This window comes from Paenirhodobacter sp. (assembly GCF_050177655.1).
GTDB lineage: Bacteria > Pseudomonadota > Alphaproteobacteria > Rhodobacterales > Rhodobacteraceae > Rhodobacter.
Window position 1 is genome coordinate 12318 of the sequence record NZ_JBFXGV010000042.1, and the last position, 19691, is coordinate 32008.

The window sequence follows — 19691 nt, forward strand, 5'->3', positions numbered from 1 at the left end:
CCCGACCGGTTCTGCGGCCGGGAAAGTCATGGCCGGCACCTGCCTGCAACAAGCGGAGGCCCCCATGAGCGACACGCTCGCACCGGCAAAACTCTTCGCCACGATGTTCATCTTCTGGCTGCTGCTCAACGGCACGCTCGCCCCCGATACCGTGCTGATCGGCGCGCTCGTCGCCGGGCTGATCACCGCCTTCCTCGGCACCAGCCTGTCCTTCCTGTCGGGATATCGCTTCACCCCCGCCGCGGCGCTGGCGACGCTCGGCTATCTCGGCGTCTTCTTCCGCGAGCTGGTGGTCGCCAATCTGCGCATGGCGGGGCTGGTGCTGAACCCGGCGCTGCCGGTGAAGCCCGCCTTCGTCAAGGTCCGCACCCGGCTCACCGACCCCGTCGCGCGGCTCCTGCTTGCGAATTCGATCACGCTCACCCCCGGCACGCTCACCGTCGAGATCGCCGGCGAGTGGCTCTACGTCCATTGGGTGGTGGCGGAAACCACCGACCCCGAGGCCGCGACGCAGTCGATCGTCGCCGGTTTCGAGAAATATCTGGAGGTGATGTATGGCTGAGGCGCTCCTCATCCCCGGCGCGGTCGCCGCGCTGGCCTTCCTGCTCGCGCTCGCGCGGTTCCTCGTCGGACCGGCCTCGGTCGATCGCGTGGTGGCCTTCGACGGGCTCACCATCGTCTCGATCAGCGGGTTGGTGATGGTCGCGCTCGTCACCGGGCGGGCGATCTATCTCGACGTGGCGCTGGTCTATGCGCTCTTGTCCTTCCTAGGCGTCATCGTCGCCGCGCGCTATCTCGAGGGGGGCGAATGATGGGCCTCTTCCTCGGCATCGTGGTGATGACGCTCGGCACCGTGTTCCTCGCGCTCGGCGGGCTTGGCCTGTGGCGGATGCCCGACACCTATACCCGGATCCAGGCCGGCACCAAGGCGACGACGCTCGGCACGATCCTGACGCTCGGCGGCGGCGCGATCCTGATGCCCGGCTGGGGGATCAAGCTCCTCCTGATCGCGCTTTTTCTCTTGTTCACCAACCCCTTGTCCTCGCAGGTGCTGGCCCGCGCGGCGCATCGCTCGGGCGTGAAGCCGGTGGCGGCGACGCGGGCCGATGCGCTGAGTGACGACGCGGAGGATCTCGCATGACGCTCACGCTCGCCCTTGCCGCCCTGATGGCGGCCGCGATGATCGGCGCCGCCGGCACCGCCATCGCCACCGCCTCGCGCACCACCGCGGTGCTCGCCGCCGGTCTCGTCAGCCTCTGCGCCTCGGTGCTCTTCGTGCTGCTCGCCGCGCCCGACGTGGCGATGACCGAGGCGGCGATCGGCTCCGGTCTCACCACCTTCCTGTTCTTCTTCGTCATGGGCCGGATCCGGCGGGAGGGCGGAAAATGACACGAAACTGGCTCATTGCGGGGCTACTCGCGCTGCTGGGCGTCGCCTTTCTGACCCTCGCCGCGGGCTATGCGCCCGATCCGGCGCTCAACCGCACCGCCGATTACTACGCGCAAAACGTCGCGCAGGACATCGGCGCGCAGAACGTCGTCACCGCGATCATCATCACCTGGCGCGGCCTCGACACGCTGGGCGAGGTCACCGTGCTCTTCCTCACCGCGGCGATCGTCGGGCTGGTTCTGGCGCAGTCGAAGGCGCCGAAGGGCGCCTCGGGCTCGGGCTTCCTGCCCTCGGGCGAGCTGCTCACCACCGGCACGCGGATGCTGATCCCGCTCATCGCGCTTCTGGGCGCCTATGTGCTCGCGAACGGGCATCTGAGCCCGGGCGGCGGCTTCCAGGGCGGCGCGATCCTCGCCTCGGGCGTGCTGCTCCTGCTGCTCGCCGATCCGGCGCGGCGCTTCGGCCACGGGCTGATCGCGTGGATCGAAAGCGTCTCGGGCCTGCTTTACGTGCTGATCGGGCTCGCCGGCATGGCCTTCGCCGGGGGCTTCCTCGACAACGGCTTCCTGCCGCTCGGCCGCTTCGGCGCGATGCTCTCGGCGGGGGCGATCCCGCTCATTTCGGTGCTGATCGGGCTCAAGGTCGGGGCGGAATTCTCCTCGATCCTCGAAAGCCTCGAAGAAACGGAGGACGCGTGATGGTGCAGATCGCTCTCACCCTCGGCTTCGTGCTGATCCTGATGGGGCTTTATGCGGCGCTCACCAACCGCGACATGCTGCGCATGATCGTCGGCTTCACCATCGCCGACACCGGGGTGAACACGGTGCTGGTGGCGGTGGGCTACATGCCCGGGCGCAGCGCGCCGATCCTCGATGGCGCCGTCCCCGTGGCCGAGGCCGCGGCGCGGATCATCGACCCGGTGCCGCAGGCGCTGGTGCTGACCGCGATCGTGATCGGGCTCGGCACCACGGCCTTGATGCTCGCCTATGCCTACCGGCTGTTCCGCGCCCGCGGCAGCCTCGACATCTCCAACTTCACGGAGCTGAAATGGTAAGCCCGCTCCTCATCCTTGCCCTCGGCCTCGGCGCGGCCTTCGCGCTTGGCCTGGTGAAACCCGGCCATCGCGACATCGCCTTCGCGATCACCCTTGCGGTGCTCGGCCTGATGGCGGCGATCGCGGCGGGCTGGCTCGTCGTGCTCGCCCGCGGTGCCGCCCCGGTCGAGATGACGACCGCCGGCGCGCCGCCGCCCTTCGCGATCAACCTGCGCCTCGGCCTGCCCGAGGCGGCCACGATCACCACCATCCTCACCGTCGCGCTGCTCTCCGCGCTCTCGCTGCGCGCGCCGCTGCTGCGGCTCGGCCGCGCCGCGATGGCGGTGGTGCTGGTGCTTGCGCTGGCGCTTTCGGGCCTGGTGATGACGCGCGACGTCTTCAACCTCTTCGTCTTCATCGAGCTCATTTCGATCGCGACCGGCGGCCTCGTGCTGCTCTCCGACGATGCGCGCGCCGCCGCGGCCGGGTTCAAATACCTGATGGTGAGCCAGATCGTCTCGATCCTGCTGCTGATCGGCATCATCTTCACCTATCACGCCACCGGCTCGCTCAATATCGACGAAATCCCGGCGACGCCGCTCGCGCTCTCGGGCCTCGGCCTTGCGCTTTTCCTCGTGCTGATCGCGCTGGTGCTCGAGCTGAAGCCCTTCCCGGCGAATGGCTGGGCGCTCGACATCTACACCACCGCCCATCCCGGGTTCTCCGCGCTCTTCTCCGCGGCCTCGGGCACCGCCGCGCTCTTCGCCGCCGACAAGCTCGTCGCGGCGATCGGGCCGGGCTGGCTGCCGCTGGTCACGGGCATCGGCCTTCTGAGCTTCGTCGGCTCGAACGTCGTTGGCCTGCGCCAGACGCAGGACCGCCGGCTGCTCGGCTATTCCTCGGTGGGCCAGATCGGCCTGATCCTCGCGGTGATCGGTCAGCAGGACGCGCTCGGCGCCGCCTATCTGCCGGTGGCGGGCGGGCTGATCCTGAGCCATGCGGTGGCGAAGGCCGGCCTCTTCTGGATGTCGGCGATGGTGACGGGGCGCGAGCTGACCGACTGGGCCGCGATCCGCGCCCGCCCGGCGCTGGTCTTCGCCTTCGCGAGCTTCGTCGCGATGCTCGTCGGCCTGCCGCCCTTCCCGGGGTTCTACGCGAAATGGGATCTCGCGCAGGCGCTCGTCGCCGCGGGCCGGCTGCCGGTGCTGGCGCTGATCCTGCTCGCGACGCTGGTCGAGGCCGCCTATCTCTTCCGCTGGTTCGGCTATGCGATCAAGCGCGAGACCACCGCGGCGCTCGCCCCCGCGCGCGTCGATTGCGGGCTGACGCTTGTCGCGCTCGTCGCGGGCTGGGCGCTCGGCTTCCTCTGGGCCGCGGTCACGGGCCTGCCGAACCTGCTCGCCACGCTGCCGATGCTCGTGGCGCTCGGCTTCCTCGCGCTCGAGCCGCTCGACGTGCGGATCAAGAACACCGTCGCGATCGTCGCGCTGGTCGGCTGGTTCCTGATGCGGCTGCCGGTCTATGACCCGCTGCGGGTGATCTTCGTGCTGGTGATGATCCTCGGCGGCGCGGTGATCCTGCTTGCCTCCTATTCCGAAAAGGGGCGCCGCCTCGGCTTCTACCCGCCGGCGATGGCGATGTATGCGGGGCTGGCGCTGCTCCTTGACGCGCAGACCTCCTTCGAGTTCTTCGCCGCCTGGGAGGTGATGACGCTTGGCTCCTATTTCCTGATCCTGCGGGGCCGGGAGTCGGAGCCGCATGCGCTGAGCTACATGATCTTCTCGCTCGGCGGGGCCTTCGCGATCCTCGCGGGATTTGCGCTGGCCGCGGGCGGGGCAGGGCCCTTGCCGCTCGCCGCGCTGGGGCTCACCCCCGCCGCGATCGCGCCTTGGGTCTTCATCCTGCTCGCCATCGGCTTCATGACGAAGACCGCCGCGATGGGGCTGCATATCTGGCTGCCCGGCGCGCACGCCGAGGCGGAGACCGACGTCTCGCCGATGGTTTCGGGCATCCTGCTCAAGGCCGGGCTTTTCGGCATCATCCTGCTTTTGATGACGATGGGCCGGGTGAGCCTTTACGGGGTCGACCTGACCAAGGCGCTCGTCTGGATCGGCGCGATCTCCGCCTTCCTCGGCGCGGTGCTCGCGATCTTCCAGGAGGATGCGAAGCGGCTTCTCGCCTATAGCTCGATCAGCCAGATGGGCTATGCGCTCTTCGGCCTCGCGCTGATGAACCACCTTGGCTGGCTGCTCGCGATGAGCTTCGTCATCAACCACTACGTCTACAAGTCGATGCTCTTCCTCGCCGTCGGCGGCGTCTACAAGCGCACCCATACGAAGCTGATGTACAAGATGGGCGGTCTGATTACCCTCATGCCCTTCAGCTTCTTCTCGGTGCTGATCGGGATCGTGGCGATGTCGGGCGTGCCGCCGCTTTCGGGCTTCGGCGGGCGCTGGATCTTCTACAACGCGATCCTCGGCACCGATATGCGGCTGCCGCTCGTGCTCGTGTTCCTCGCCGGGCCGGTGGGCTTCCTCTACCTCTTCCGGCTCATTCACACGATCTTCCTCGGCCAGCTCAAGGACGAGCATCGCGTGGTGAAGGAGGCGCCTTTCTGGATCCTCGTGCCGCAGGCGATCTACGTCGTCTTCCTGATCGCCTTCGCGGTGATCCCGGGGATGGTGCTGCGCCGCGTCGACACCTACCTCAACACCGTCTTCGGCGATCAGCCGCTGACCTGGACCGGGCGGATCATCACCTCGGATTACGGCACCTGGAACCCGGTGGCGATCATGGTGATCATCATCTTCATCTTCCTGAGCCTCTTCGCGATCCTGATCGCGCAGAACCACGACGCGCAGAAGGTGAAGCAGTTCAACATCGTCTTCTCGGCCGAGCGGCCCTACCGCCCCGAGACGACGCATTACGCCTGGAATTTCTTCGCGCCCTATCGCAAGGCGATGGGCTTCCTCGAGGCCCCGCTCGTCACCCGGTTCTGGGGCGGCGTCACCGATGGCGTCAATGCCGGCGGTGAATTCGCGCGGCGCTTCTACAGCGGCAACGGACAGACCTATGCGATGCAGGTCGTGATGTTCGTCGTCGCCGTCTGGCTCATCGCGATCGGAGGTGCGGCATGAGCGCGTTTCACTGGATCCAGATCCCCTATGCGCTGCTGACGCTCTTCTTCGTGCTGAACTACGGCATGCTGATGACCGCGCTTGTGCAGAAGATCGCGGCGCGCGTCGGCGGGCGCCACGGCATCCCGATCTGGCAGAATTACATCGACCTCGTGAAGAACTTCTCGCTGCGCTCGAAGATCACCCATGGCGTGATGTTCTACATCGGCCCGGTGTTCCGGCTTTCGGGCGGTGTCGGCCTGCTGTTCTTCGTGCCGACGATCTACGGCAGCACCTGGGCGCAGAACTTCTCCTTTGCCGGCGATCTCGTGCTCGCGCTCTACTTCGTGTTCTTCGGCACGCTCGGCATGGCGCTCGGCGCGGGCGAAAGCGGCCATCCGCATTCCGCGATCGGCGTCTCGCGCGGGCTGGCGCAGACCACGGCGGCCGAACTGCCGCTCGCCCTCGCGGTCTATTCGATCGCGGTGCAATACCACACGCTCTCCTTCACCGCGATCGTCGCGGCGCAGCAGGGCGGACTCTTCCACTGGACGCTCTTCACCAACCCGCTCGCCACGCTCGCCGCGATGTTCGCGCTCGTGGGCACGATGATGCGCCCGCCCTTCGATGTGGTGCTCGCCCCGCAGGAGATCCCGATCGGCCCGCCGACCGAATTCCACTCCGCCTATCTCGCGCTTTTGCAGACCAACCGCGCGATCTTCCCGGTGGCGAAATCGGTGGTCTACATGAACCTCTTCTTTGGCGGCGCGACCTCCTGGTTCGAATTCGCGGTGAAAGTGTTCTGCATCTACATGATCTCTGCCTTCGTCGGTGTGGTGCATCCGCGCTTCCGCGTCGAGCAGTCGATCCGCTTCTTCCTCAAATGGGGCCTGCCCGTGGGCATCCTCGCGATCCTGATGGTGTGACCGATGAAAGACATGGACGAAAAGTTCCTGAAGAACACCGAGCGCACCGTGCCGCTGCGCGCGGAGTTGCGCCCGCGCACGGTGACCACGCCGGACGGGCAGGAGATCTCGATCGACCCGCTGAAGGACTACTTCTGCGAGGCGGCGCCGAAGGTGCATCCGAAGGCCTATTTCCAGATCGTCGAGAACTTCTACAACTGGGCGCGCTCGAACTCGCTCTGGATCCTCGGCTTTGGCACCGGCTGTGGCGCGATCGAGATGCGCCCGCTGATGACGCCGCGGTTCGACGCCTATCGCTACGGCGTGCAATGGCGCCCGACCCCGCGGCAGGCGAACCTCCTGATGATTTCCGGCTACCTGAGCGTGAAGACGCTCAAGCGCGCGATCCGCGCCTATGAGCAGATGCAGGGGCCGAAATACGTTGTCGGCCTCGGGTCGTGCACGATCAACGGCGGCATGTATTGGGACAGCTACAACACGATCAAGCGGCTCGACGCCTATCTGCCGGTCGATCTTTACATCGCCGGCTGCATGCCGCGGCCCGAGGCGCTGCTTGCCGGCTTCATGGAGCTGAAAAAGGTGATCCGTGCCGGCAAGGCGGAGGGGGCGAACCTCTACGCCGAGAATTTCGCCACTTACAAGGCGGCCCAGAAGTCCGTGATCAAGGACTGGGACATGCCGGATTACAACTGGTGAGGGGATGGACATGCGCGACCTCCACGCCCAACTGAAACAGCGCCACCGGCTCGGGCAATTCGAGCCGCGGCGGGCGAACCTGGCCTTTGTCACCGTGCCGCGGGAGAACCTGCGGAACCTGCTCCTCGAGCTGCGCGATCAGCACGGCTTCACCCATCTCGTGCTGCTCACCGCGGTCGACTGGATCGAGGAGGGGCTCTTCCAGCTCACCTATCTGATGAACGACCGGGCCGGGGACCGCACCCTTGGCCTGCGCGTGATGCTCAACCGCGACGAGGCCACGGGCGACACGATCCACGACCTCTGGCCCACCGCCGCCACCTATCAGCGCGAGCTGAAGGAGATGTTCGGCATCGACTTCCCGGGCTCGCCGCGCGTGGACGAGGAATTCATCCTCGAGGGCTGGACCGATCTGCCGCCCTACCGGCGCGATTTCGACAGCCTCGCCTATTCGCGCCAGACCTATGCCGAGCGCCCCGGCCGTGTCACCCACGACCCGCGCGACCACATGAAATCAAAGCTTTATCCGGAGGGCTGAGATGATCTCCTTTGAGCCTGATCGCAGCCAGTATCCGGTGCCCGGCCCGGACGGCAAGCTCGAGATCGACCTCGAGAGCGGCAAATATCTGAAGCTCTGGCAGGGGCCGAACCACCCCGGTATCACCGGCAACATGTCGGTCGAACTCACCGTCTGCGGCGACGAGGTGGTCGAGGGCAAGACCCATGTCGGCTACCTGCACCGCGGCTTCGAGAAGCTGATGGAGCGGCGCACCTTCATCCAGGTCTTCCCGATCGTCTGCCGCGTCTGCGTGCCCGAGCCGGACTTCAACGAATATTGCTACGCCGCCGCGACCGAGGAACTCGCGGGCATCGAAGTGCCGGAAATGGCGCAATGGATGCGCACGATGATCCTCGAGATGGGGCGCTTCAACAGCTACATGATGTTTCTGGGCGCGATCTCGGGCAGCCTCGGCCTTGGCGTCGTCGGCCAGTGGATGACCTATGTGCGCGACCTGATGCTCGACCGGTTCGAGGAGCTGACCGGCGCGCGAATCTATCACATGTTCATCCTGCCCGGCGGCGTGCGCGGCCATCTGACCGAGGGCTTCGAGGAGCGGATGGAAGAGGTGCTGCGCACCGCCGAGAAATACCTCGCCGATGTCGACAAGGTGATGTTCACGAACTCCGTCTTCCGGCTGCGCACGCAGGGTGTGGGTCACATTGACCCTGCACTTTTCGAACAATTCGGCGTCACCGGCCCGAATGCGCGCGCCGGCGGCGTGGCGAAGGATGTGCGCAAGGACAGCCCCTATCTCGTCTATGACCAGCTCGAGTTCTCGGTCGCGACCGAGACCGGGTCGGACATCTTCTCCCGCGCGATGGTGCGCCGGCGCGATATCGACACCTCGATCAGCCTGATTCGGCAGATTCTGGCGAAAATGCCGAAAACCGGGCCGGTGATGGCGCGGTTGCCGAACGTTCTGCATTGGAAAATTCCGCGCGGGGAGACCTATGTCAAAGGCGAATGCTCGCGGGGCGAGTATGGCTATTACATGGTCACCGACGGCTCGGGCTATCCGCGCCGGATCAATGTCCGGGGGCCGAGCTACACCCATGCGATGGCACTTTTGGAACATCTGATCCCCGGAACGAACATCTCCGACGTGGCGGCGCTGATGGTCTCGCTGCACACCTATCCCCCCGAGATCGAGAGGTAAGCCATGGGCCTGCGCGAGGTTCTCACCCCCTTCACGGTCTGGAAACGCGTCTTCGACGAGCCGGTCTCGATCCCGAATCCGATCGGGCGCGAGGCGGCCGACCGCTATCGCGGCTTCCATCAGAACGACATGGAGAAATGTATCGGTTGCGGCACCTGCGAGGCGATCTGCCAGAACGGCGCGATCGACATGGTGCCGGTCGAAGGGCAGAACACGGAAAAGGGCGATAGCGGTCTGCGCCCGATGATCGACTACGGGCGCTGCTGCTGGTGCGCGCTTTGCGTCGACATCTGCATGACCGGCTCGCTCACGATGTCGAACGAATATACCTGGGTCGACACCGACCCGGATGCCTTCCGCTTCATCCCCGGGCTCGAGGAGCCCTGGAAGGATACCGAAAAGGGCTACAAGCGCGAGGCGGGCCGCGTGCTGTCGGGCGTCACCCGCTCGCATATGGTCGAGCTGGAGGCCTCCGAGCGGATCTCGAATTTCGACGAGATCTGCGCGGGGTACGGGCGCGAGGAGGCGATCCTCGAGGCCGACCGCTGCGTCGAATGCGGGCTGTGCGTGGCGACCTGCCCGGCGCATATGTCGATCCCCGACTATATCAAGGCGGTGCGCGATCAGGACTATGACCGCGGCTTGCAGCTCCTTTACGAGACCAACCCGTTCTCCGAGGTCTGCGGCCGGATCTGCACCCATAAATGCGAGACCTCCTGCGCCGCGCTGCACGAGGGCGACCCGATCGCGATCCGCTGGCTGAAGCGCCACATCATCGACAACGTGCCCTTCGAGCGCCGTCTCGACCTGATCGGCACGCCGAAGGCGAAGAACGGCAAGCGCGTCGCGATCGTCGGCGGCGGCCCGGGCGGTCTGACGGCGGCCTATGACCTCGCGCGCGAGGGCTGCGAGGTCGTTGTCTTCGAGGCGCTGGCCCATGCCGGCGGCATGATGCGCTACGGCATCCCCGAATACCGGCTGCCCTATGACGCGCTCGACCGCGACATCGGCATCATCCAGGCGATGGGGGTCGAGATCCGCACCAATACCCGCGTCGGGCGTGACGTCCAACTTACGGATCTAAAACGCGATTTCGACGCGGTCGTGCTCGCGATCGGTCTGCAGATGGGGCGCGGCACGCGGATCCCGGGCTCGGAAGGGCCGGGGGTGGAAAAGGCCGTGGACCTGCTGCGCCGCATCACCGCGGGCGAAGAGGTGCCGGTGCCCGAACAGGCGGTGGTGATCGGCGGCGGCAACGTCGCCTTCGACATCGCGCGCTCGATGGCGCGGCTGCAGAAGCAACGCCACGGCAAGGTCGGCCTCACGCTGACCGCGCTCGAGGACCGCGCGCATTTCCTCGCCGACAAGGAAGAGCTGATCGAGGGTGCCGAGGAGGGTGTGGTGATCCTCGACAGCCGCGGCCCGCAGGAGGTGATGCGCGATGCGAGCGGCACGGTGACCGGGCTGCGCAGCTGGGCGGTGACCTCGATCTTCGACGCCGAGGGTCGCTTTGCCCCCGCCTATGACGAGACGAACGAAATGATCCACCCCGGTTCGGTGGTGATCGAGGCGATCGGTCAGATGGCCGATACCGCGCTGCTTGGCCCGGAATTGACCGAGGCGCTCGACTGGAACCGCGGGCGCATCAAGATCGACGGCGACTTCCGCACCTCGGAGCCCTGGCTTTTCGCGGTGGGCGACGCGGTGAAGGGCCCCGATGTGATCAACGCGGTGGCCGACGGCCACCATGTCGCGAAGACGGTGATGGCGGAGATCGCCGCCAGGGAGGTGATGCAATGAGTGAAGCGAACAAGGCGAAGCTGTCGGGCAAGACGACCGTGCGCGAGATCTTCGACACCGCGACCGAGTTCGAGAAAGTGGCGCATGCTTTCTATGCGGCGCTGATCCCGAAGGTGACGAAGAACATCCGCTGGCTCGTCGAGGAGCTGGCGGAGGAGGAGCTCGAACATGTCGCGCTCTTCTCCGGCCTCGCGCAGAACCCCGATGTCGCCGCGGTGATGTCGGCGGAGATCGAACGCCCGGTCTCCGACGGCAAGTTCTCCGATTGCGTGATGACGCCCGATCTTGGCGAGAACCCCGACGATCAGGCGGTGCTGCAATATGCGCTGATGCGCGAGGATGCGGCGATGCGGCAATATACCGAACTGGCGGAAACGGCGCCGGGCGGCCCGCTCAAGGATGCCTTCACCTTCCTCGCGAACGAGGAGACGAAGCACAAGGCGGAGCTGGAGAAGATCTATTACGAGATCGTGCATTCGGGCGGCGTCTGAGCCACGGAATGCACGACAGGGGCCCCTTGGGGGGTGCGGGGAGGCACCGGTGGGAGACCGCGGGCGCGTGTGAGGGCGATCAGTTCGCCGCCAGCGCCTCGGTCTCCGCCCCCTTGTACCAGTCACGGATCGCGGCGCGGTCCTCGGCGGTCATGAAATTCGCGGCGCCGGGCGGCATCGCATTGGTCACGCCGGCGAAGAGGTAGATCTCGCGCGCGGCGCGGGCGACCGCCTCGGGCGTGTCGAGATGCAGCCCGTGCGGCGCGGCGATGATCCCCTCATGGCCCTGCGGCACCGGCACCTTGCCGGAGAAATCGGTCACCGCACCGTGGCACATCGAACAATTCGCGGTCACGATATCGGTCACCTGTTCGAAGCCCGCGGCATCGGTGAAGCGCTGTGCCGTGGGGCTCAGCGCCGCGGTTTCGGTCGCGGGTTCGTCGGGGCCGAAGGTCGAAAGCCACATCGCGAGCAGGAAGAGCACCACCGTCGCCGGGATCGTCCACCAGGGTGAGCCCTTGCGCGCGTGCCGCGTGTTGAACCAATGCCGGATCGTCACCCCCATCAGGAATACGAGCGCGGCGATGAGCCAGTTGTATTTCGACGCGAAAGCAAGGGGATAGTGGTTCGACAGCATCATGAACAACACCGGCAGCGTCAGGTAGTTGTTATGCGTCGAGCGCAGCTTGGCGATCTTGCCGTATTTCGCATCGGGGGTGCGGCCGGCCTTCAGATCGGCGACGACGATGCGCTGGTTCGGCATGATGACGAAGAAGACATTGGCCGACATGATCGTCGCGGTGAAGGCGCCGAGGTGCAAAAGCGCGGCGCGCCCGGTGAAGACATGGGTGTAGCCCCAGGCCATCGCGACGAGCGCGACGAAGAGGAGCGCCATCAGCGTCACCGGCCGCTCGCCCAGTTTCGATTTGCAGGCCGCGTCATAGATCAGCCAGCCGATGGTGAGCGAGCCCGCCGAGATCGCGATCGCCTGCCAGGTCTCGAGCGGCAGTTTCGCCGGGTCGATCAGGAAGAGATCGGCGCGGTGCCAGTAGAGCAGCATCAGCATCGCGGCGCCGGAAAGCCAGGTCATGTAGCTTTCCCATTTGAACCAGATCAGGTCTTCGGGCATCCGCTCGGGCGCGACCAGATATTTCTGGATATGGTAGAAGCCGCCGCCGTGGACCTGCCATTCCTCGCCATAGGCGCCGGGGGGCAGGTCGGCCGCCTTGCGCAGCCCGAGGTCGAGCGCGATGAAATAGAAGGACGACCCGATCCAGGCGATCCCCGTGATCACGTGGAACCAGCGCATCGCGAATGCGAGCCAGTCCCAGAAAAAAGCGATATCCGGCATTCCGTTCCCCTCGTTTGCCCCAAGCTAGCCGCTGCGACTTTCAGGCTCTATTGCGTTGATTGGCGCAACACTTTCAAATAGGCCCGAACAATCAGCGGCGGAGACCGGCGGGCAATGGCCTATCTCGACAATCTGCGGACCTTCGTGCGCGTCTATGAACTGGGCAACATGTCGGCGGCGGCGCGTGATCTGCGGATCTCGGCCGCGGTCGCCTCGGCGCGGATCGCGCAGCTCGAGGAGCATCTCGACGTGCGGCTGTTCCTGCGCACCACGCGCTCGCTCGCGCCGACCGAACAGGGGGTGCTGTTCTATCCCGGCGCGCTGAAGGTGCTTGCCGCGCTGGCCGAGGCGGAGGCCGAGGTGACCGCCGTCACCCACAGCCCGCGCGGCACGCTTTACATCGCGGCACCGCTCGGGCTTGGCCGGCGCCTGCTCGCGCCGCTGATCCCGGAGTTTCATGCCGCCTATCCGCTGATCTCGCTGCGGCTGCGGCTGTCCGATCGCAAGCTCGATCTGGCGGCCGAGGGGCTCGACGCGGCCTTCTTCCTCGGGGTGCCGGAGGATTCGACGCTGCATATCCGCAAGATCGCCGATTGCGCGCGGCTGCTTTGTGCCGCGCCCGACTATCTTGCGCGGCGCGGCATGCCGGAGACGAGCGCGGCGCTGCGGGCCGAGCATGACTGTCTCAACCTGCGCTATCCCGGCGCGCCGGAATTCCAGTGGCCGCTGCAGACGCCCGACGGGCTGCGCCGGATCGCGGTGCGCGGCCCCTTCGAGAGCGACGATGGCGATGTGCTGACCGGCTGGGCGCTTGCCGGTCATGGCATCGTGCTGAAACCGGTCTTCGAGGTGGCGAGCCATCTGCGCGCCGGGCGGCTGGTTCCGGTCCTGCCGGAGGAGCCGCCGATCCCGGTGCAGCTTGCCGTGCTCTATGCGCATCGCAACCGGCAGGATCCGAAACTGCGGCTGTTCCTCGATTTCGCGGTGAAAAAACTGCGTAACGCGCTCGAGGCGCTGACCGCGCCGGGCTGAACCCGTTCCCGTTCCGCTCTTGCCGCTTGCCCCGCGCACCGTTCCGCCCCTGTCTGTCGCCCGAGGCTAGGCCGCGCCGGAGGTCGGGGCAAGCCCGTCGGACCTGCCCCCCACTTGTGCCCCGCGGCGATTTCTCCTTTGATCACGATCGAGGCTGTCGCGCGGCGCGAAAGGACAAAACATGAGCCGGATCATCCGCATCGAGCCATTGACGGCGGAGGCTTTCGCGCCTTTCGGCGATCTGATCGAGGTCACGGGGCCACCCGACCGGATCATCAATCAGGGGATGTGCGGGCGCCACCACGACCTCGCACGGCTGGATTTCGCGCCCGGGATCGGGGAGGGGCGCGCGGGCATCAGCCTGTTCGACGCGCAGGCCCGCGTCTTGCCCTATCGGCTCGATCTCGTCGAACGTCACCCGCTCGGCTCCCAGGCGTTTTTGCCGCTCGACCAGGTGCCGTTCCTCGTGACCGTGGCCGAGGATGAAGGCGGCGCGCCCGGGCCGGTACGCGCCTTCCTGACCCGTCCGGGGCAGGGGATCAACCTCTTGCGCAACACCTGGCACGGGGTGCTGGCCCCGATCGGCGCGCCGGGGCGCTATGCGGTGGTGGACCGGATCGGGGGCGGGACCAACCTCGAGGAACATTGGTTCGAGGCGCCGCCCGAGATCCGGGCCTGATCGGGCTCTTCGGGGATCGTCGCGCGTGACCGGCCGAGCGGAGCGCGCTCAGAAATCTTCCCAGTCATCCTGATCCTCGGCGAGAGCGAGCGCGCCCCGCGTCGCCCCGCGCGGGGCTGCCGCAACTGGCGCGGGCGCTTCCGCAACGGGCGGAGGCGCAGGTTGCTTCGGGCCGCTTTCCGGCGCGGCGCCTTCGGAATCCTGCGGGCTGCGGCGGGCACTCACCTGACCGAGGTCGAACAAGCCGATGGTTTCGAGCAGGTTGAACGCGTCGCGGGTCAGCGCGTGCGAGGAGGCATTGGTCTGTTCGAACATTGCCGCATTGTGCTGCGTCACCTGGTCGAGCTGCGTCAGCGCGGTGTTGATCTCGCTCAGCCCCGCCGCCTGATCCTGCGAGGAGGCGGTGATTTCGCTGATCGCGTGGCAGATCTCGCCGACCGAGGGCTCGATCCCGTGCAGCGCATCGCCCGCCTCGCCGACGAGACCGACGCCGCGTGCGATCTGCGCGGTCGAGGAGGAGATCAGCCCGGCGATCTCGCGCGCGGCTTCCGAGGAGCGCTGCGCCAGCGCGCGGACCTCCGAGGCGACGACGGCAAAGCCGCGCCCCGCCTCGCCCGCGCGGGCGGCCTCGACCCCGGCGTTCAGCGCGAGCAGATTGGTCTGGAAGGCGATGTCGTCGATCACCGAGGTGATCTTCGAGATCTTCTGCGAGCTGTCCTCGATCTCGCCCATCGCCTGCACCGCGTCGCGCACCACCGAGCCCGAGGCTTCGGCGTTGGATTTCGCCTCCTCCACCATTCGGTTCGCCTGGGACGAAAGCGCCGCCGCGGCCTTGACCGAGGTCGTCATCTCGTTCAACGCGGCGGCGGTCTCCTCGAGCGTCGCGGCCTGCTGTTCGGTGCGGCGGTTGAGCTCGTCGCCGGCGGTGACGAGTTCGCGCGCCTCGCGTTCGATCGCCTGAGCGGTATCCACCACCCGCTCCATCGCCTGCCGCAGGTTCTGGGCGGCGACGTTGTAATCGGCGCGCAACTGTTCGTATTGCGGCGCGAATTCGGTGTCGATCCGGGTGCTGAGCACCCCGCGCGAGAGCAGCGCGAGCCCCTCGCGCAGCGCCTCGACGACGGCGTGCTGCGTCGCTTCGAGCGCGGCGCGGCGCGCCTCCGCCGCGGCGATGGCCGTCTCGGAAGCCGTCGAATCGCGCGCCAGCATCATGAAATGCTGCACCACCCCGTCCCGGTCGCGCACCGGGGCGACGACCGCATCGAGGGTGAAGGCCTCCTCGCCGAGCAGGAGGCGCAGCTTGCCGTTGAAGCTTTCCTCCCGGGCGAGCCAGTCGAACAGCGGCGTGGCGTTCTCGGCCAGCTGCAGGGCCGCGCGCATCTCCACCTCCTCGCGCGGGATGCCGGCGGTCTCGAACAGCTGGGTGAAATGCGCATTGGCGAAGGTCATCTGCCCGTCGGTCCGGAATTCGGCGCGCAGCTGGCTCGCGTCGATCGCGCCGATCACCGTGATGTTGCGCATGTCGCGGGAGATGTCGCTCCATTGCGAGACGGTGCCGATCGTCTCCCCCTCGGCATTCTGGACGGGAGCCACCAGAACCTCGATCGTGCGGCCGCCGATCTGGCTTTCGACGCGGACCTGATCGCCGTCTTCCTCGTCGATCGCCTGCGCCGCCTGGCCGCCGCTCGGGATCAGCTGATCGGCGCGTCGCCCGATCAGCTGGCCGGGGTCGAACTCGGGGTCGTGACTGCGGAACCCCTCGGCATGGGCGGCGAAGAACTGCAGCGCCGCCGCGTTGAGATGCAGGATCCGATGGTCGGTGTCGGTGATCAGCAGCGCGCCCGAGCTCGCCTCCAGCGCGGCGCTGTTGAACATCGCCTGCCGGCTGATTTTCGCGCTTTCGGACAGCGAGGCGCGGAAACTCTCGAGCGCCTTCGCGATGGTGCCGATCTCGTCGCGGCGCTGACGCATCGGCACGTCGAGCGCGTAATCGCCCGCGGCGACGCGCTCCACCGCCTGGTTCACCTTCACCAGCGGGCGCGCGATCAGCCGCGAGAAGCCGATGGCCGCGCCGAGCAGCGCCAGAAAGAAGACCCCGGCGGTGATGATCAACGCCTCGCGCAGCCGCCCGTTGAGGGTGGCGAGCGCCTGCTCCGGCGACCAGGCAACGGCGATATAGCCCAAAAGCGTGTTCCGGTTGTCGCGAACCGGGAGCGCCAGTTCCATCCCGTCTTCCGTGGCCGCCATCTGGCCGCTGTCCTGCGCCCGGGCGAGCAGATCGCGCATCACCGGCTCCACCTCCTCATCGGCGAGGCCGGCGAAATCGCGCCCGCCCGCGTCGAAGGCCAGAACGCCCAGGCTCTGCCCGTCGGAATCGCCGAGATATTGCTGAATGATCTCGTCGACCCGGTCATGCGCGCCGAAGCGCATCGGGTTGACCACCGTGGCGGACAGCTTTTCGGCGAACATCGCGGCGCGTTCATGGGCGGCGGCATAGGCCGCGGCGCGCGAGGATCGGTAGTTCAGCGCGGTGAGCACCCCGGTCACGAGCAGCGTGCAGAGGAAGACGATCATCGTCGCGCGGAAGAAGACCGAATGCAGGAAGGCGAAGCGCGGCAGGCGGAGACGGGGAAGGCGAAGGCGGTCGAGCATGGATTTTCCCGAAACAGACGGCAGGAACGGGCCGGAAAACCGGACCCGAGCCCCCGTGCGCGACGGGGACAGCGCGACGATGGCGCGAAAGCCTTTCCTCCCGATTAAGGAACAAGCGGGAAGTCCCTGCAATTTTAGGTAATCTCGCGGAGGTTCAGCCCTCGGGGCGGCTCTCGCGCCAGCGCGCGTCGATCTGCCGGTTGAGCCAGGCGAGGCCGGTCAGCGCGAGGCCGAGCCCGACGAAGGAGGCGACGCGGGTCAGCCCCGAAAGCCCGCTCATGTCGATCAGGAAGACCTTGGCGATGGTCAGCGCGACGCCCGTCATCGCGATGCGCCGCAGGGCGAGCGAGCGGCGCGGCACCGAGGCGAAAAGGAGCACAAGCGAAGCGGCGAGGAGCGCGAGCGTATAGGAGTAGAGCTCGCCATCCGAGGGGCCGGGGAGCGAGAGGTCCGCCCCGCGCCAGAGCCGTCGGATCTCGAGCCAGCCCCAGAGCAGGAGCGCGAGCCCCGCGCCGGCGCCGAGGCCGGGGCGCAGCAGCCGCGCGAGCGGGCGCCCGGGCCGGCCAAGCGCCAGCGCACCGGCGGCGAGGGTCGCGGCGAGCGGCCCGAAGGCGAGGGCGAGACTGTCGAGAAGCGGCGGGCCGAGCACCCGCTCGCCGCCCCAGTCGAGCATGTCGAAGAGCGCGAGCGCCAGCGCGCCGAGCGCACCGCAGGCGGCCAGCGCGCTCAGCCCCGCGAAGAGGGCGCGCATGAGGCGGATCGCGCGTCCGCTCGTCGGCAGGCGCCAGATCTGGCCGAAGGCGGCGCCGGCCCAGATCGCGGCGGAGAGCCCGGCGAACCAGTGGCTGTGCAGATCGGCATCGGGGATCAGCCGCGCGATCGCCAGCATGACGAAAAGCGCGCCGGTGGTGATCAGCGCCGACTCGGCCACCGCGCGCAGGCCCGCGCGTTCGGGCGGGGCGCGGCGGCGCACCGTCTCGAAGGCGGCGATCGGGCCGAGGTGGGAGAGCAGGAATTCCGGCCAACCGGCGCGATGGAGGCTCCACTCGAACCCCGGATCGACGAGCAGCCGGTAGCCGATCACCGCCACGCCGAATTGCGCGACCCAGGCCATGAGCGGCAGCCGGAAGCGGCGGTCGATCAGCGTGGCGAGCACGACGAGCAGCGCGAGGGCGAGCGTCAGCGCGGCCTTGGTGAGCAGGATGAAGAAGGAAAGCGCGATCAGCAGCGTGGCGGTGGCGGCGAAAAGGCCGAGATCGCGCGGCAGGCTCTCGCCGCCCAGACGCGCGCGGCGCTCGGCGAGCAGCACCATCAGCGCGGCCATCGCGATCACCATCAGCGACCAGGGGCCGGTGCCGAGGAAGGCGCCGGGGGCCCAGAAGAATTCGAGCGCGAAAATCGTCGCCGGGCCGAGCGCGGCGGCGCCGAAGGCCCAGAGGAGCGCGGCGGAGGGGGTGGCGGCGCGCAGCCGCGTGAAGGCGAGGGCGGAGAGCGTGGCGCCGGCAAGTGCGAGGAGCCAGAGCGTCGGCGGCATCGGGATCTCTTCGCCTTCCGGGGCGGTCAGTGCGGCCGAGAGCCCGTCGAGGAGCGGGCCGGAGCGTGTCGGCTCGATCACCAGCGCGAGGAGGAAGGCCAGGGCCGGGAGCGCGGCGAGCGGATCGAGCGCGGGGGCGCGGCGCAGCCAGAGGCTTGCGGCGGCGAAAAGCGCGATGAGCAGCGCGAAGCCGAGGCCGGCGTCGGCGGAGCTGCGCGCGCCCGCGACGATCAGCAGCCCGGCAGTGGTGGCGATCACGGCGCCGGCACCGGCGATGAGCGTGGGGGTTTCGGGGCGCGAGCCGCGGAACAGCGCGGTGACGGGGGCGCCGGCGAGACGCGGCACCAGCTGCCGCTCGGGGAAGGTGAGTGCGGCGAAGCCCAGCGTGAGCGCGGCCAGGCCAAGTCCGGGGGAGAAGGGGGCCGAATTCCAGAGCAGGAGGAGGCCGAGGCTTGCGACGCCAAGCGCGAGGGCGGAGACCCAGCCCCAGCGCCGGAAGCTGTCGATCGCGAGGCCGGAGAGGCCGACGAGCGGAAAATACCCGTAGAAGAGGCGCGCGGTCGCCTCGGAGCCGCCGCCGAGCAGGAAGGGCGCGGCGCCCGCGCCAACGAGCCCGATCGCGGAGAGCACGGGGCCGTAGATCCAGCCGAGCGCGACGGTCGCGGCGGAGACGAGGGCGAGCGCGGCAAGGGCGACGCCGGGGCCGATCAGCCCGTAAAGCGCATGGGCCGAAGCGACGGCGATGAACATCACCACCGCCCCCGCGCCCGAAAGCGTCGAGGGCAGGGCGCGCGTCGCCGGGGTGACGACATCGCCGTGGCGGCGCCGGATCGCCTCGCCCCCGGCGATCAGCGCGAGGCCGAGGGCGAGGGCGCCGAGCACGCGCAGCGGCGGGGTGAGCAGCCCGTTCTCGACGCCATATTGCACCATGAAGAGCCCGCCGAGGATCAGCGAGAGCGCGGCGATCGCCAGCGTCCAGTTCGTGCGCAGCCAGAGGAGGAGCGGCGCGATCCGGTCGGGGCGCGGCGCGGGCGGGGGCGCGGGTTCGGGCGGCAGCGGCGGGGGCGCGCTGAGCGTCGGGGCGGGGGCCGGCGCGGGCCGGGCCTCGGGCGCGGCCGGGGGGCCTTCGGGGGCGATCTCGGCTGCGGAGACCACGGGCGCCGTGACCTTGGGCGCGGTGAGCTCGGGGGCCGTGGTGCCGGCCTTCAGCGCGGCGATCTCGGCCTCGAGGCGCGCCACGCGGCTGCGCAACGCGGGCAGTGTGAAGACCAGGA

The 19691-nt window shown here is 68.0% G+C and carries 18 protein-coding genes; 15 read left to right on the top strand and 3 right to left on the bottom strand.

Features of this window, described 5'->3' with window-relative positions; translation table 11 throughout:
- The first annotated feature begins 64 nt into the window (after positions 1-64).
- The 13 genes from AB7U46_RS13765 to AB7U46_RS13825 are packed head-to-tail and all read left to right on the top strand — an operon-like array spanning position 65 to position 11169.
- The gene (locus tag AB7U46_RS13765; RefSeq protein WP_428337552.1) at positions 65-562 is read left to right on the top strand and encodes a Na+/H+ antiporter subunit E; all 498 of its coding nucleotides are present in this window, start codon (positions 65-67) and stop codon (positions 560-562) included.
- On the top strand, positions 555-812 hold the full coding sequence (locus AB7U46_RS13770) for a monovalent cation/H+ antiporter complex subunit F (RefSeq protein ID WP_428337553.1): 258 nt from the start codon (positions 555-557) through the stop codon (positions 810-812). Before AB7U46_RS13765 ends, AB7U46_RS13770 begins: the two co-directional genes overlap by 8 nt.
- Positions 809-1141 (top strand): monovalent cation/H(+) antiporter subunit G, encoded by a 333-nt coding sequence (mnhG, locus tag AB7U46_RS13775; protein ID WP_428337554.1) that lies wholly within the window; start codon positions 809-811, stop codon positions 1139-1141. Before AB7U46_RS13770 ends, mnhG begins: the two co-directional genes overlap by 4 nt.
- On the top strand, positions 1138-1389 hold the full coding sequence (locus AB7U46_RS13780; RefSeq protein WP_428337555.1) for a Na(+)/H(+) antiporter subunit B: 252 nt from the start codon (positions 1138-1140) through the stop codon (positions 1387-1389). Before mnhG ends, AB7U46_RS13780 begins: the two co-directional genes overlap by 4 nt.
- Complete coding sequence (gene mbhE, locus AB7U46_RS13785) at positions 1386-2087, top strand: hydrogen gas-evolving membrane-bound hydrogenase subunit E (RefSeq protein WP_428337556.1); 702 nt, start codon at positions 1386-1388, stop codon at positions 2085-2087. The genes AB7U46_RS13780 and mbhE overlap by 4 nt, the downstream gene beginning before the upstream one ends.
- Positions 2087-2443, top strand: a complete 357-nt coding sequence (locus AB7U46_RS13790; RefSeq protein ID WP_428337557.1) for a sodium:proton antiporter — start codon at positions 2087-2089, stop codon at positions 2441-2443. The genes mbhE and AB7U46_RS13790 overlap by 1 nt, the downstream gene beginning before the upstream one ends.
- A complete protein-coding gene (locus AB7U46_RS13795) occupies positions 2437-5559 on the top strand; it encodes a proton-conducting transporter membrane subunit (RefSeq protein ID WP_428337558.1) in 3123 nt (1040 codons plus the stop codon). Before AB7U46_RS13790 ends, AB7U46_RS13795 begins: the two co-directional genes overlap by 7 nt.
- Positions 5556-6464: a respiratory chain complex I subunit 1 family protein gene (locus tag AB7U46_RS13800; RefSeq protein ID WP_428337559.1), complete on the top strand. Its 909-nt coding sequence runs from the start codon at positions 5556-5558 to the stop codon at positions 6462-6464. Before AB7U46_RS13795 ends, AB7U46_RS13800 begins: the two co-directional genes overlap by 4 nt.
- A gap of 12 nt (positions 6465-6476) precedes the next feature.
- Positions 6477-7160 carry an NADH-quinone oxidoreductase subunit NuoB gene (nuoB, locus tag AB7U46_RS13805; RefSeq protein ID WP_428337560.1) on the top strand — a complete coding sequence of 228 codons (684 nt, stop codon included), beginning with the start codon at positions 6477-6479 and terminating at the stop codon, positions 7158-7160.
- 10 nt (positions 7161-7170) lie between these two features.
- Positions 7171-7698, top strand: coding sequence for an NADH-quinone oxidoreductase subunit C (locus AB7U46_RS13810; RefSeq protein ID WP_428337561.1), 528 nt, complete (start codon positions 7171-7173; stop codon positions 7696-7698).
- A 1-nt stretch (position 7699) separates the two neighbouring features.
- Positions 7700-8878 carry an NADH-quinone oxidoreductase subunit D gene (locus AB7U46_RS13815; protein WP_428337562.1) on the top strand — a complete coding sequence of 393 codons (1179 nt, stop codon included), beginning with the start codon at positions 7700-7702 and terminating at the stop codon, positions 8876-8878.
- A gap of 3 nt (positions 8879-8881) precedes the next feature.
- Entirely contained in the window at positions 8882-10678 is a 1797-nt protein-coding gene (locus AB7U46_RS13820; RefSeq protein WP_428337563.1) for an FAD-dependent oxidoreductase, read from the top strand.
- The gene (locus tag AB7U46_RS13825; RefSeq protein ID WP_428337564.1) at positions 10675-11169 is read left to right on the top strand and encodes a ferritin family protein; all 495 of its coding nucleotides are present in this window, start codon (positions 10675-10677) and stop codon (positions 11167-11169) included. Before AB7U46_RS13820 ends, AB7U46_RS13825 begins: the two co-directional genes overlap by 4 nt.
- A 79-nt stretch (positions 11170-11248) precedes the next feature.
- Here AB7U46_RS13825 and AB7U46_RS13830 read toward each other — a convergent pair whose 3' ends face one another.
- On the bottom strand, positions 11249-12520 hold the full coding sequence (locus AB7U46_RS13830) for a urate hydroxylase PuuD (protein WP_428337565.1): 1272 nt from the start codon (positions 12518-12520) through the stop codon (positions 11249-11251).
- Positions 12521-12634: 114 nt separating this feature from the next.
- Here AB7U46_RS13830 and AB7U46_RS13835 point away from each other — a divergent pair, with 114 nt between their 5' ends.
- Together AB7U46_RS13835 and AB7U46_RS13840 are read left to right on the top strand one after the other, a co-directional pair.
- The gene (locus AB7U46_RS13835; RefSeq protein WP_428337566.1) at positions 12635-13552 is read left to right on the top strand and encodes a LysR family transcriptional regulator; all 918 of its coding nucleotides are present in this window, start codon (positions 12635-12637) and stop codon (positions 13550-13552) included.
- A gap of 181 nt (positions 13553-13733) precedes the next feature.
- The gene (locus tag AB7U46_RS13840) at positions 13734-14231 is read left to right on the top strand and encodes an ureidoglycolate lyase (RefSeq protein ID WP_428337567.1); all 498 of its coding nucleotides are present in this window, start codon (positions 13734-13736) and stop codon (positions 14229-14231) included.
- Between the two features lie 48 nt (positions 14232-14279).
- Here AB7U46_RS13840 and AB7U46_RS13845 read toward each other — a convergent pair whose 3' ends face one another.
- Both AB7U46_RS13845 and AB7U46_RS13850 read right to left on the bottom strand, forming a co-directional pair.
- Positions 14280-16883, bottom strand: a complete 2604-nt coding sequence (locus AB7U46_RS13845) for a methyl-accepting chemotaxis protein (protein ID WP_428337568.1) — start codon at positions 16881-16883, stop codon at positions 14280-14282.
- Positions 16884-17037: 154 nt separating this feature from the next.
- The coding region (locus AB7U46_RS13850; protein ID WP_428337569.1) for a DUF2339 domain-containing protein at positions 17038-19691 on the bottom strand (2654 nt) is incomplete at its 5' end.